The organism is Vibrio sp. Sgm 5 (assembly GCF_026241575.1).
Classification (GTDB): Bacteria; Pseudomonadota; Gammaproteobacteria; order Enterobacterales; family Vibrionaceae; genus Vibrio; species Vibrio jasicida.
Genome location: NZ_JAPHPY010000004.1, coordinates 1 through 14,666 on the forward strand (window position 1 = coordinate 1; position 14,666 = coordinate 14,666).

At 46.4% G+C, this 14,666-nt stretch carries 10 protein-coding genes and 1 pseudogene; 7 read left to right on the forward strand and 4 right to left on the reverse strand.

Translation table 11 applies throughout. The annotated features are described in order from the left end of the window. Window positions 1-628, forward strand: a 628-nt coding sequence (locus OQJ86_RS03265; RefSeq protein ID WP_265986299.1) for an IS982 family transposase, incomplete at its 5' end; no start/stop codon positions are given. An 11-nt stretch (window positions 629-639) separates the two neighbouring features. Here OQJ86_RS03265 and OQJ86_RS03270 read toward each other — a convergent pair. Next, window positions 640-1,005, reverse strand: a pseudogene (locus OQJ86_RS03270) (SDR family NAD(P)-dependent oxidoreductase); the annotation flags it as partial. Window positions 1,006-1,461: 456 nt separating this feature from the next. On the opposite strand from OQJ86_RS03270, the gene mrdA reads away from it, so the two are divergent. The 5 genes from mrdA (at window position 1,462) to OQJ86_RS03295 (ending at window position 10,127) form a co-directional block, all read left to right on the forward strand. After that, entirely contained in the window at window positions 1,462-3,360 is a 1,899-nt protein-coding gene (gene mrdA, locus OQJ86_RS03275) for a penicillin-binding protein 2 (RefSeq protein WP_265986300.1), read from the forward strand. Between the two features lie 241 nt (window positions 3,361-3,601). Beyond that, window positions 3,602-4,588, forward strand: a complete 987-nt coding sequence (gene ebgR / locus OQJ86_RS03280; RefSeq protein WP_265986302.1) for a transcriptional regulator EbgR — start codon at window positions 3,602-3,604, stop codon at window positions 4,586-4,588. Window positions 4,589-4,929: 341 nt separating this feature from the next. Continuing rightward, the gene (gene ebgA, locus OQJ86_RS03285) at window positions 4,930-8,028 is read left to right on the forward strand and encodes a beta-galactosidase subunit alpha (RefSeq protein WP_265986303.1); all 3,099 of its coding nucleotides are present in this window, start codon (window positions 4,930-4,932) and stop codon (window positions 8,026-8,028) included. A gap of 3 nt (window positions 8,029-8,031) precedes the next feature. Further along, window positions 8,032-8,481: a beta-galactosidase subunit beta gene (locus OQJ86_RS03290; protein WP_265986305.1), complete on the forward strand. Its 450-nt coding sequence runs from the start codon at window positions 8,032-8,034 to the stop codon at window positions 8,479-8,481. Window positions 8,482-8,684: 203 nt separating this feature from the next. Continuing rightward, the gene (locus OQJ86_RS03295; protein WP_021017996.1) at window positions 8,685-10,127 is read left to right on the forward strand and encodes an amino acid permease; all 1,443 of its coding nucleotides are present in this window, start codon (window positions 8,685-8,687) and stop codon (window positions 10,125-10,127) included. 52 nt (window positions 10,128-10,179) lie between these two features. On the opposite strand, the gene OQJ86_RS03300 is transcribed toward OQJ86_RS03295, so the two are convergent. Then, window positions 10,180-11,097 (reverse strand): LysR family transcriptional regulator, encoded by a 918-nt coding sequence (locus OQJ86_RS03300; RefSeq protein WP_265986309.1) that lies wholly within the window; start codon window positions 11,095-11,097, stop codon window positions 10,180-10,182. Window positions 11,098-11,209: 112 nt separating this feature from the next. On the opposite strand from OQJ86_RS03300, the gene chrA reads away from it, so the two are divergent. Next, window positions 11,210-12,349: a chromate efflux transporter gene (gene chrA / locus OQJ86_RS03305; RefSeq protein ID WP_265986310.1), complete on the forward strand. Its 1,140-nt coding sequence runs from the start codon at window positions 11,210-11,212 to the stop codon at window positions 12,347-12,349. Window positions 12,350-12,467: 118 nt separating this feature from the next. Here chrA and OQJ86_RS03310 read toward each other — a convergent pair whose 3' ends face one another. Both OQJ86_RS03310 and OQJ86_RS03315 read right to left on the reverse strand, forming a co-directional pair. After that, window positions 12,468-13,151 (reverse strand): OmpA family protein, encoded by a 684-nt coding sequence (locus tag OQJ86_RS03310; RefSeq protein WP_045405540.1) that lies wholly within the window; start codon window positions 13,149-13,151, stop codon window positions 12,468-12,470. Window positions 13,152-13,156: 5 nt separating this feature from the next. Next, on the reverse strand, window positions 13,157-14,665 hold the full coding sequence (locus OQJ86_RS03315) for a pilus assembly protein (protein WP_265986314.1): 1,509 nt from the start codon (window positions 14,663-14,665) through the stop codon (window positions 13,157-13,159). Window position 14,666: the final 1 nt, after the last annotated feature.

The window sequence follows — 14,666 nt, forward strand, 5'->3', positions numbered from 1 at the left end:
GGTGATGCCGTCGATGCTTGTTCCTTTAAGCTCTTTCTTTACTCATGTAAAAGGAGAGCCTACAGGTATTGAATTTATTGACTCTACTAGCATCAAAGTCTGCCACAACTTACGCATCCCAAGGCATAAGGTGTTCAAAGGAACAGCTGCACGAGGCAAAGGTACCATGGGTTGGTTCTACGGTTTTAAACTTCACATCATTACAAATCATCTTGGTGACATTGTTGCGGCCAAACTTACGCCAGCAAATACTGATGATAGACAACCTGTCCGTGAGTTATCAAAAGGGCTGCTCGACAAGCTTTATGCAGACAAAGGCTATATCAGTAAAGCGCTGACTGAAGACTTAAAAGAAGATGGTATTACGCTGATAACAACACACCGAAAAAACATGAAACCCAAAGTGCTAGCCGCTTGGGATCGTGCAATGTTATCGAAGCGATTCATTATTGAAACGATAAATGACCAGTTGAAGAATATATCTCAGATAGAGCATTCTCGTCATCGTAGCTTACATGGGTTCATGTTGAATTTACTTGGAGGCTTAATCGCTTATTGCTTAAAACCAGAGAAGCCATCACTCAACATCACCAATGCTGAAAAGTCTGGGCTGATGGCGATGGCTTAAACCGATCTCAGGTTAAATACAATGCTTTTCACGCCCGCCTTACGCATGCTGCGCGCCAACACCAATGAGCCATTTACATTGTTGTCGTAGTATTCCAATGGTTTCGCGACAGATTCGCCCACCGCTTTCAGGCCAGCAAAGTGAATCACAGCTTGAATGTCATGCTTGGCAAACACTGAGTCTAAAAAGGCTTCATCGCGAATGTCGCCTTGGTAGAAAGCCGGTTGCTTACCGGTTAGCGCTTCAATGCGGCTTAACACTTCCACTTTGGCATTACACAAGTTGTCGACAATGATTGGCTCCATACCTGCTTCAATCATCTGGACACATGTGTGACTGCCGATGTACCCCATACCGCCTGTGACAAGAACTTTCACTTTTGCTTCTCCACTTTTGCTGCTCGATGCTTGGAAATTGGTTGAGCCTGCTCATCAAGCAAATTCGCTTATCTCTTAACTGGCTAAAAGTCTACCAATCAAAACCGATCCAGATCCGTGATCAAACTCAAAATAATGTAAACGTTTCCACAAAATTACATCACGACTTAAAATCAATAAAAATAAAGGAAACTGAGTTAGATAAGAAAAATGGGAAAGATTTATGATACTTACATGTATAAACGTTTACACAATGTAAGAAAAACACGGTAATTCACGCAAACAAGAAAGATGATTTTCCGCAATCGATACCTGACATTGCTCTTACAAAGCAAGAGATAAAGCCCGCTACAGTAGCCTCGCCCCAAATGTAACCTTTTGTAACAAGACTCAAATCTGCGTCTTTTTCCTTTTATCGGGGCATGCAGAGAACAAAAACAAATCTGAAGGGCCCTCATGCTACGCAAGCGAAATGAATTTCGAGATCATAATCAAGAAGTAAGGTTATTTAAAAACCGTGCCGTCGTTGCCTTTCTCGGCATGGTTATTTTGCTGGGAGGATTGGTCGCGAACCTCTACAACTTGCAAGTTAATCATTTCAAAGATTACCAAACTCGCTCTAATGACAATCGCATTAAGATTCTTCCTATCGCGCCCACTCGCGGTCTTATCTATGACCGCAATGGCGTTTTGATTGCTGAAAATCGCCCAGTTTACAACCTCGATATGATCCCTGAGCAAGCAGGCGACCCCGATGCTTTGCTTGAGAAACTCGCTCATTACATCGACATCACACCAGAACAAATTGAGTCATTCAAAAAACGCTACAAGCACACTCGCCGTTTTCGTTCTGTCACCATTTTGAACGAACTCAACGACAAACAAGTTGCGCGTTTTTCGGTGCATCAACATGAATTTGATGGCGTATTTGTAACTGCAGATCTTAAACGTAACTACCCTTACGGGAAGGAATTAACACACGTTCTAGGCTATGTTTCTCATATTAATGACCGCGATCTACGACGCTTAGACAAAGAAGGCAAAGCACAAAACTACCAAGCGACTCAGAACATCGGAAAACTGGGCGTGGAGCGTTACTACGAAGACATTTTGCATGGCACCAAAGGCTATGAAGAAGTCGAAGTAAACAGTCGCGGGCGCGTGATTCGTACCATTAAGTACGTGCCGCCAATTGCAGGGAAAGACATCGTTTTAAACCTCGATATCGAACTACAAGAGTATGTTTATCAGCAATTGGATAATCGTCAGGGCAGCGCTGTTGTACTCGATCCAAGAGATAATAGCGTCCTTGCGATGGCATCTAGCCCAAGCTATGACCCAAACCCATTTGTGAACGGCATTTCCAGCAAAGCCTACAGCGCATTGTTGAACGATCCAGCCCACCCGCTCGTAAACCGAACCACGCTAGGTGTCTATCCACCCGCTTCAACCGTCAAACCCTTTATGGCAGTCGCTGGGCTTGAAGAACATGTGATCACGCCAAGTACGGTGCGTAACGATCACGGTTCTTGGCGTATTCCAGGTTCAAAACCGAATTCAAAAGCTTGGCGAGATTGGAAACGTTGGGGTCACGGCAACGTGGATGTTACCAAGGCAATCGAGGAATCGGTTGACTCGTTCTTCTACCAAACCGCATTTGATTTGGGTATTGACCGCATCTCTAAATGGATGAACAAATTCGGCTTCGGATTGCCGACAGGCATTGATATCTATGAAGAGAGCAGTGCCAACATGCCGACACGAGAATGGAAAATTGCCCGTCACCGTACGCCTTGGTATCAAGGGGATACCGTTCCGATTGGTATTGGGCAAGGTTACTGGACAGCCACTCCGATGCAGATCGCCAAAGCCACTTCATTCCTTATCAATCATGGTGAGATGAAAGCACCACATCTGCTAAGAGCGGTGATTGAGCACGGCGAAGATTTTGAAAACCAAGTCGAAGTCGCACCGAAAGATCTACCACCAATTGAAGGTGTGCCAGATAAATACTGGGACATTCCAATCAATGCGATGCGCTTGGTAAACAATGGCGCACATGGCTCTGGTCGTCGCGCATTTAAAGGCGCGGAATACAGCAGTGGTGGCAAATCCGGTACCGCCCAGGTATTTGGCCTGCGCAAAGACGAGGTCTATAACTCGAAAAAGCTCGCGAACCACCTACTTGACCACGCGTTGTTCACTGCGTTTGCTCCGTATGACCATCCAAAATATGTGGCGACAGTGGTGATTGAGCACGGAAACGGTGGTTCAAAAGTCGGGGCACCGTTCATTCGCCATGTATTTGACCACTTGCTTGTCGAACCAGATAAAACCAAAGGTAAAAAGTCTTAGGTTTAACCTTATCGCCTTGCCACTCATGTTAAGTAGCAATAGTGAACAACAAAGCCCGACCGGAGAGTCCTAGCCGCTCGGGCTTTTGTTTGCTTAAAAAACCGCTTTTCCATGTAATCACTTTATTTCACCCACTCGCACAGTTTTACTAAAAATTTGTGCATCCATAAGTAGCTGTTTACAATAGTGGGATTATTGCTTATCTCACTGGGACAGTGAGCTTTGCCAACGGGAAGTGAACATGGCAACACTAAAAGATATCGCTACAGAAGCGGGCGTCTCACTTGCAACCGTATCACGCGTGTTGAATGACGATCCGACTCTGAGCGTAAAAGAAGAAACCAAACACCGCATCTTAGAAATTGCTGAAAAGTTGGAATACCGCACCAGCAGTTCAAAAAAGGCTACGAAAGAGGCTAAACAAAAACATCACTTTTTAGCCTTGTACAACTACAAGCAAGAAGCAGAAGTGAATGATCCTTACTATTTATCCATTCGCCACGGGATTGAAACCCAATGTGATAGATTGGGCATTACGCTAACCAATTGCTACAACAGCGAAATTGACGTCGAAACACAAAAGATCACCGGCATCCTTTTGGTTGGTAAAACCGATAAAGCGATCATCAATAAACTACCTAAGCGCCTCGCAGACAGCATTTGTTATATCGACTTCTCAGACAGCGAAAGCATGTACGACAGCGTTGATATCGATCTTGCTCGCATCAGTAAGCAAGTCGTCGACTTCTTCGTCGAACAAGGTTACCAGCGCATTGGTTTCATTGGTGGACAAGACGAACCAAACACCGCGGACATTCGTGAAAACGCGTTTGTGGAATACGGCAACCTAAAAGGTGTTGTATCAGAGAACGACATTTACCGCGGCGATTTTTCTAGCCTATCGGGTTATGACTTAGCCAAAGCAATGTTGGCAAAAGGCGACTTTCCAACAGCACTCTTTATCGCATCAGACTCGATAGCGATTGGGGTTTTACGTGCCATCCATGAGTTCGGTTTGAACATTCCACAAGACATTGCTCTGATCAGTGTGAATGACATTCCAACCGCTCGCTTTACCTTCCCACCGCTCTCTACAGTGCGAATTCACTCAGAGATGATGGGCATACAAGGGGTAAACTTATTGGTAGAAAAATACCGCGATGGCCGTGCGCTGCCATTGCAAGTTCACGTACCAAGCAAACTCAAACTGCGCGGCACGACTAAGTAACTCTCCCTCTTCATTCTTATTTTATAAAGCACTGAATCCTCAGTGCTTTTTTATTTCCCTTATCTAAACCCCCATCATTTTTTACTCATTTTACCCAGCAAATAAGCTTGGGATGCTATTCCTTTACGCTGATCACATCTTGCTCACCAATCACGTATCAAAACGTGTTCGAGTTAAAGTTAAACGTTTTCACTAATTTATTTTAGTAAAACTTTTACTAATATCTTTCCCAGATAACTCATAAGCCTTTTCACAATACATCGGCTGCATTTCTTTTGGGCAGATTCGACGCTGACGATACCGCGTCGAAATGACCAAGCTAAGCCGAGGGGAGAACAAACGTGAACAACTGGGAAAACTTCCTTCACCTACATGAGAACCGTATGGCACCACGTGCTTACTTCTTCTCATACGATTCAGTTAAAAACGCACAAACGTTCCAACGCGAGCTGAGCAGCCGCTTTAAACTGCTGAGTGGTCAATGGACATTCAACTATTTCACTAACCCGCTTTTGGTGCCTGAAGCGTTTTACTCTCAAAAAATGGAAGATTGGGGACGCATTACCGTTCCGAACATGTGGCAAATGGAAGGCCACGGTGACCTTCAATACACTGACGAAGGTTTCCCATTCCCTATCGACGTACCGTTTGTCCCAACCGACAACCCAACTGGCGCATACCAACGCACTTTCACGCTTGGCCAGCAATGGGACAACAAACAAACCATCATCAAATTTGATGGCGTTGAAACTTACTTCGAAGTTTACGTAAACGGTCATTACGTTGGCTTTAGCAAAGGCAGTCGCTTAACCGCTGAGTTCGACATTTCTTCTTACGTTCAACAAGGCGAGAACTTATTGTCTGTGCGCGTCATGCAATGGGCAGATTCGACTTACATTGAAGACCAAGACATGTGGTGGACGGCGGGTATCTTCCGTGATGTTTACCTTGTCGGAAAAGAGCACGTTCACGTCCAAGATCTGACTGTTCGTACTGATTTCGCCGACGATTACCAAAGTGCTACTTGCAGCTGCCAAGTTGAGCTAGAAAACCTGTCTACTACGGCTGTATCTGGTTACACGCTGGAATACTCGCTCCAAGACAAAGGTAAAGTGATTGCTAGTGGCCAATGCGATGCATTGACTATCCAAGACAACAGCCAAACAAGCTTTGTCATTGATGTAGTGAACCCAACCCATTGGACAGCGGAAAATCCATACCTATACCAACTGTTCATTACGCTAAAAGACGCACAAGGCAATATTGTCGAAGTGATTCCGCAACGTGTTGGCTTCCGAGACATTAAAGTGCGTGATGGTCTGTTCTACATCAACAACCAATACGTGATGCTGCACGGTGTAAACCGCCACGACAACGACCATCTAAAAGGTCGTGCAGTTGGCATGGAGCGTGTCGAGAAAGATCTGATTTTGATGAAGCAACACAACATCAACTCAGTTCGCACCGCGCACTACCCTAACGACCCACGCTTTTACGAATTGTGTGACATTTACGGCTTGTTCGTAATGGCAGAGACCGACGTAGAAACCCACGGCTTCGCGAACGTTGGCGATCTAAGCCGCATCACCAACGATGCAGCATGGGAAAGTGTGTTTGTAGACCGCGCAGAACGCCACGTTCATGCCCAAAAGAACCACCCTTCCATCATCATGTGGTCACTGGGTAACGAGTCTGGTTACGGCTGCAATATCCGCGCTATGTACGACGCAACCAAAGCTATTGATGACACCCGCTTGGTGCATTACGAAGAAGACCGCGATGCAGAAGTTGTCGACGTGATTTCAACCATGTACTCACGTGCGCAGCTCATGAATCACTTTGGGGAGCACCCACACGAGAAACCACGCATCATTTGTGAATACGCACACGCGATGGGTAACGGCCCTGGCGGCCTAACGGAATACCAAAACGTGTTCTATGCGCACGACCACATTCAAGGTCACTACGTATGGGAATGGTGTGATCACGGTGTATTAGCACGTGATGAAAACGGCCAAGAGTTTTACAAATACGGCGGTGATTACGGCGATTACCCGAATAACTACAACTTCTGTATGGATGGTTTGATTTACCCAGACCAAACACCTGGACCGGGCTTGAAAGAGTACAAACAAGTCATCGCTCCAGTAAAAATTCAAGCAGTAGAAGGGACGACAAACACCTTCACCGTAGAGAACAAATTGTGGTTTACCAACCTTGATGATTACACCATCACGGCGGATATCCGAGCGGAAGGTGAAACGCTGCGCAGCGTGCAGTTTAAGGTCGAAGAGCTTGCTGCAAACAGCGCGCGTGAAATCACAATTAATCTGCCTGAACTGGACGAGCGTGAAGCCTTTATTAACTTCACCGTGCGTAAAGACAGCCGCACTTTGTACAGCGAAGCGAACCACGACATCGCGGTGTACCAATTCCAACTGAAAGAGAACACAGCAAGCGAAGCCGAATTTGTTAGCCACAATGCACAAGCGTTGGTCACAACAGAAAGCCGCTTAGAGCACGTGATTGAAGGCCACAACTTCACTCTGACCTTCTCTAAAGTCAACGGCAAGCTGACCTCTTGGCGCGTCAATGGTGAAGAGCTGATTCAATCTGAGCCTAGACTGAACTTCTTCAAGCCAATGATTGATAACCACAAACAAGAGTACGAAGGTTTGTGGCACCCAGCGCACTTACAAATCATGCAGGAGCACTTCCGCACGCTACAAGTCGAAGCAACGGATGATTCGGTTTCGATTACGACCACCAGCATCATCGCGCCACCGGTGTTCGACTTTGGCATGCGCTGTACCTACCGCTACCAAATCAACGCACAAGGTCACTTGAATGTGGAACTGAGCGGTGAACGCTATGGCGATTACCCGCACGTTATCCCTGTAATTGGCTTGGATTTGGGCATCAACGGCAACTTTGACCAAGTGAGTTACTACGGTCGTGGCCCTGAAGAAAACTACCAAGACAGCCGCCAAGCGAACTTGATTGATGTCTACCACAGCACAGTAGCCGACATGTTTGAGAACTACCCGTTCCCACAAAACAACGGCAACCGCCAACACGTTCGTTGGGCATCACTGACGAATCGCCACGGCACGGGGTTGTTGGTGAAACCACAGCAAGAAATCAACTTCAGTGCTTGGTTCTACACCAATCAAAACCTGCACGAAGCGCAACACACCATTGAGCTAGAGAAGAGCGGCTACATCACGCTCAACCTTGACCATCAAGTGATGGGACTGGGCTCGAACTCATGGGGAAGCGAAGTGCTCGACTCATACCGCGTGTACATGGATGAATTCCGTTATGGCTTAACGCTGATGCCACTTCAAGCGGGCGATTGCAGTGCACAAACCATGGCAAACCATGATTTCGACAATGCGTTCTTCACTCAACCTAATACTCAAACAGCAAACGAGGCGTAATCCATGATCGTGTTAGACAACTTAGAACAATTCAAAGTCGTGTACCGCGACGGTCGTAAATGGAACCGCTGCGTGGAAGCGATTGAGAACATCGCCAACATCAAAGACGGCGTGATGTATTCGATTGGTGACTCTTTGGTTTACATGATTGAAGACGGCACAAAACAAACCGACCTGTTTGAAGGGAACCGCCGCTACTTCGACGTGCATTACTACCTAGAAGGTCGCGAAACTGTGGAGTTCGCCGACAAATCCGGTTTACGCCTAGAGCAAGCATATCGAGATGAAACTGACCGCGAATTTCTCTCTGGTCAAGGTGAGACTCGTGAGCTTTGCGAAGGCCAAGTGGCAATTTTTGATAACGATAAAGCGTACCGCTTCCACGGTGACAACCGAGTAAGAAAAGTGGTGCTCAAAGTGACCATCGAAGATGGCTATTTCCTAAATAAATAATGGCTTACAGGCAAGGCCAGACAACGCGTCTGGCCTAACAACAAAATAATTAAATAAACCCAAAGTAATTCAGATCACAGATCAGTTGTCGACCTCAGCAATCCAACGCGATTACGAATAGTATTCGCCCAAGGATGATAAAACGGTCAATAGCACTATCACTGAGTTACGAAGGGAATTGACGTGATTCATCGGAGGACTCTATGTCTGAATCTATGCGCGGCACCATTGGCAAATTCGCCTTGCTGTCGATGACATTTGCGGCGGTATTTAACGTCCGTAACATCGTGAACAACAACATTGAGCTTGGCCTTAGCTCTGCCCCTATCTTCCTTTTCGCGACGATCGTTTACTTCATTCCATTTGTATTCATCATTGCAGAGTTCGTTTCGGCGAACAAAAACTCTGAGTCAGGCATGTACGACTGGCTTAAACAACCGCTTGGTTCTAAAGCCGCTTACCTAGGTTCGTTCCTCTACTGGTTCGTGAACCTATTCTGGTTTGTGTCTCTGCTACCAAACGTGATTGCTTACGCGTCTTACGCAATGCTTGGTTACGAGTACACCTTCTCACCAATGGTGACATCGATTATTTCGATCGTTCTGTTCGCAGCGGCGACCCACATTTCAACCAAAGGCGCATCTTGGTTGGGCAAAATTTCTGAGCTGGTTGCTTACGGTGTGTTTGCCCTATTCGGCATTTACGTTCTCGGCGCGCTAATGGCATTAGGCGGCGACACTTACACACCAGCAGAACCAATCACGCTAGAAGCAATGAGTCCAACCATTAACTGGGCGACGCTAGGCATTATGTGTTGGATCTTCCAAGCAGCAGGCGGTGCAGAAACCGCAGCGGCTTACCTGAAAGACGTAAAAGGCGGTCAAAAAGCCTTCATCAAAGTGATCATTATGGCGGGCGTCTTGATTGGTGCGATGTACGCTATTGGCTCACTTTTGGTGAACGTGTTCGTTCCGCGTGAAGACCTAACATACGCAGGCGGCATGGTAGAAATCTTTACCGGTATGGCTCAATACTTCGACATTTCAACAGTATTGGTTGGCCGCTTCGTTGGTATCATCTTGTTCATCGCGATGTTTGGCTCAATGATGATGTGGACTGCAGCACCAGTAAAAATTCACTTCTCTGAAATTCCAAAAGGCGTGTACGGCGAGAAAACCACAGAGCTAAACGAACACGGTGTACCAGTACGTGCAGCATGGTGGCAATTCGCGTTCGTTGTGGTGATGCTGATCGTCAACGGCTTTGGTTCAGAATCCGTGCAAGACATGATGAACCAAGCGATCAACCTAACCGCAGGTACGGCGATGCTACCGCCAATCTTCATCATGATTGCGTACTTTGTGTTCCGTCTAAAACACGACGATACACCGCGCGACTTCCGTATGGGTTCACGCAAAGTGGGCATGAGTGTGGTGTCGGTATTGATTGTCATCTTCGTGGTGAGCATGACCGCATCGGCATTCCCAACAGGTGTTGATTTGGTACGTGCGTTCTTCATCAACGTGTTTATGACGGCCGTCTTCTCTGCTCTGGCTTGGTGGTGGATCTCTCGCTTTGAAAAGAAGCAAGCTATCAAACAACAAGCAACGCAAGAAAAGGCGCAAGAACCAGTAACGCAAGTATAAACGACCTATAGCTCGGTTACTTAAAGGGCACCCTCGTGGTGCCCTTATAAGATCAATTACCTGTGATCAATTCTGCCACTAGCTGACGCAGCCAAATCCCTTTATCCTCGTTATTACGACTGGTATGCCACAACATGGCGATATCAAAATCCGCCACCGCAATCGGCGGCTGGACGCTCACCAAGTCGTCCGAGAATCTTTCCGCTTGCGCCATTTTCTCCGGCACAATCGCAACCAACTCTCGCTGTTTAAGTAAGTTTCGAATCGTTAGGAAGTTACGTGAAGCGACGGTGACTTTTCGGCTCAAGCCATGCTCAGCAAGCTTTTTGTCTACTTGTGTACTCAAGCTGCCATCAGGACTCACGAGGGCTTGCTCGATATTGGCAAAAGCGTGAATCGACAATTGTGTTTCACCTTTCAACACTCGCTTATCACACAGACATACGTGCTTTTCTGTGTAGAGGTACTGGCTCTCAAAGTTATCATCGAGCACAGGCATACTGCCGATGATGACATCTAACTTATCGTGTTCCGTGATCGCCACGTAATTACTGCGGTTGACGTTAATAAAACTGATTTGTGCTTCTGGCGCACGCTTACGGATTTCATCATAAAGCAATGGGGCGAAGATGAATTCGGCGTAGTCGGTTAAACCAATGCGACACACGCCGGCGTAGTTTTCTGGCAGGAAAGCGGACTTCGTCAGTAAGTCTTTGGCAATCGAATCCAATAAATGATGCACCGTCGGCGCGATATGATGCGCGTGCTCGGTTGGGTCCATCTTATGGCCTTTACGCTCAAACAATGGGTCATCAAACAGCACGCGCAAACGCGACAAGCTGTGGCTCATGGCAGACTGACTGACAAAGCTTTTCTCGGCCGCCAAGCTCACTCTGCGATAGCGATATAGGTAAGAAAAGGTCACCAATAGATTTAAGTCGATATTGCGCCACTGAACATCATCTTTCACAAAACACCTCATCCCATTTTATTCATAGATGAAATTAAAACTATTAATTTGAATCATCTTAGTACATTTCTTACAGTAGATGCAGTTTTATTGGAGATTTAACAGGCTCAACATGTTTACCATTTTTAAAACCTTTTTTTGGCTTGGTTGGATCAGTTTCGGTGGCCCTGCGGCGCACATCGGTTACTTCCGCCAAACGTTCGTTGAAAAGCTCAAATGGATTGATGACAGCGAATACGCACAGATCGTGGCTTTGAGCCAATTCTTACCGGGCCCTGGTTCTAGCCAAGTTGGCTTTGCTCTGGGTTACAAACGCGGAGGCTTAGGCGGCGCATGCATGGCTTTTCTTGGCTTCACACTGCCTTCCGTGATCATCATGTTGGCGCTTGCTATGGTAAGCAGCCAGATCACTGATACCGCGCTGTTCCAAAACATCGTTCACGGCTTGAAGTTACTTGCGGTCGTGGTGGTGGCGGATGCGACTTGGGGAATGTACAAAAACTTCTGCCAAAGCAAACTAACAGCCGGCTTGTGTGTGGCAACCGCGATTGCGTTATTGGTTGCACCGAGCATCGCAACTCAAATGCTGGTGCTTGTGGTGGCGGGTTTGATTGGTACTCAATATCTAAAGAAAGAATCCGCAACACCTGCCGAACCATTTAAACCAACCATTGCACCATTGGCACTGTTCGCAGTACTTTTAGTTGGTTTACCGTTTGTGGCTCATTCCCTGCCAATGCTTGGATTGTTTAGCGACTTCTTCCAAGCAGGTAGCTTAGTGTTCGGTGGCGGTCACGTGGTACTTCCCCTACTGCAAAACATCGTTGGCGATCAATTAAGTCAAGACGCGTTCCTAACGGGCTACGCCGCAGCGCAGGCGGTACCGGGGCCAATGTTTACCTTCGCGACTTACATTGGTTACGAGCTGTCTGATACCCCTATCCTAGGCGCGCTAGTCGCAACATTAGGTGTGTTCTTACCGGGCTTCTTATTGCTACTTGGCGTGCTAAAGAACTGGCAAGCGCTGGCTGGTAAACCGGCAGTGTCAGGTGCAATCAACGGCGTAAACGCATCGGTCGTTGGTTTGCTATTGGCAGCACTTTACCAACCAGTATTCAGCAGCGCTGTCGTTGCTCCAATCGACATCGCTCTTGTGATAGCTGGTTTCTACTTACATAAGAAACTTAACTTGTCGGTGCTTTGGATGATTGTGTTCTTTGTCACAGCAGGCATCGTAACAGGCATGATGTAAGCGCATCGCTAAGACAAAGACAAAGACAAAGACAAAGACAAAGACAAAGACAAGAGTACAACGCCCGCTTCCAATTGAAGGCGGGCGTTTTTAATTCCATCGAGTCAGTAGTTAACACCTATTCCGTTGCTGGTGGTTTTTCCTGTTCATCCGCTGGAATGTAAACATCTGCTCTACGGTTTTTAGAACGACCCGAAGAGGTATTATTGGTTGCTATCGGTTCAGATTCACCAAAGGATTTAAGCGTGGTTTTCTGCTCACTCACCCCATAATAGTGCAGTTCACCAGCGGTGCTTTTGGCTCGGTTATGACCCAAGGTTTGGTTATACGCTTTGGTGCCAATCCAATCGGTGTGCCCTTCTACTGTTACTTGATAGTTCGTTTGAGCAAGTTGACGAGCCACATCGCTCAATACATTTCTGGCCAACGGGGTAAGGTTAAACTTGTCAAAGGCGAAGTGCACTCGCGCAATCAATTTACCTTTATCGCTGACCTCTCCGCTAAACTGAGCAATACCTAAATTGGAGATATACGTCAGGCAATCATTCGGGTTAGTGAGCAGTGATGAGTTCTTCATCAGCGCCCACTTCAGTGCGGGGTCATTACTCACATCCGTTACCTGCAAATAGCCATCACGATGCGATGCCACACCCGTCACGTCGCCAACCTGAATCGAGTGCGAGTATTCATAATATGACGTCCCACAGTATTCGGTCACTTTTGAACTGACTTCACTGGCATTCGCACTAACGGTCGTAAAACCGGCCACCAGCATCCCTGTAATTAGCATTGTTTTGGTCATATCTCTCACCCATATAGTCTCGATACACCATTACCACGAGATCCTTTCTGAATTAGTTCTTCGATTTTCTTAATGAAGTCTTCCGTCTCTGTTACATCGATGATGTCTTCATCCGGATTCAACACACAATCTTGGAAACCGCTTTGCGAAGATGCACTGAAATTCACGCCAATGACGCCAATGTACAAATTGCCGTTCTCGGTTTGGAAGTGCTCACGCGCTTTATCACACATACCTTTGTTCACTAAACCGGGCAAGATTTCTGTGTATGGATACTCCATACCATCACTGATTACTATCAGCATTTTAAGACGGTCATTGTATTGCTCTGTTTCTTCTTCGTTACTGCCGTTTGGACGTCCATCTTCCATGATTTGCAAGCCACGCAGCATGCCTTGATAGGCAGCAGTATTCCCACCCGAGCTCATGGTTTGTACCTTGTCGAGGTTTGTTTTGTTGGCAGTTAGTGGAATGGTATAAAAGCCCGAATGACCAGTCCGCGTCATACTGGAGTTATAAAGCTTGTTGTTGTTCGATCTAAAATGAAACGTCAAATTATTATTCGCGACTTTATCGTCAAACATGTGTCTAACCGATTTTGAGTAACCGACATAGTCAGGAATCTCCAAACGGTTATTGTTAGTATTCACTACATCAGCCACTCGTTTCGCTTGTTCACGCTCCCAACTTTTCTTGTTGGGGCAATCAGTACGTTTGTTGGCACACTCTTCAACAGCTTCTTCTGTGTAAGGAGACCAGTAATTCCAGTTTACTTGTTCGTATTTCACATTAGACACGCTTTGACGATAACTACCTTTGTACCTTAACTGGCTGGTAGAGTAGAGGTTGTCATTTATCTTCTCTTGCACCCGAAGGTTAAATGGAATGATGGCAATACGATTCAGTACCTCACTCTCGCCTTCTCGCGGAACTAAGATACGATTTGAAATTTGCTTAACCGCATCTTTGAGGAGATCAATTTTAATTTCGCCATCCCAGCTGTTGTTCATCGACCCAGAAAAGTCAGTCACCAAAACCAAATCAATGATTTTATCCCCTAAGTAAAAAGGATATTTCGCCGCGACAGCTTGCCCAGCGAGTTTCTCTTGAGCCTCAAAAGATGGAATTAAGTTACTGGCAAACCAAGAGTTGTGAGTGGTAACCGCTTGCACGGAATACTGAATTTTTTCCGTATTATCGTTGTCTTCTGTTGGCTCTTCGTACGTCCTCACCGTTTGAATATCAACATGGGAAATATCACGCACATAGTCATTGATGTACATCGTCGCCAATGCATCCGCTTGGTTCGATTTGTCGTCTATCGTAATGGCTAATGCAGCAGTTTGCGCTGCGTCTCTCAGTCGACTTGTCTCTTGGATATAACGCGTCCCCTCTACAGCGAAAAATGTCATACCAAAAACAGGCACTAAACTCAGTGCGAACCAAATTGCCGCAATCCCTTTTTGACTGCGACCTGAATGAATTGGAGCTCGTTGTTTAATAGTGAAATTCATC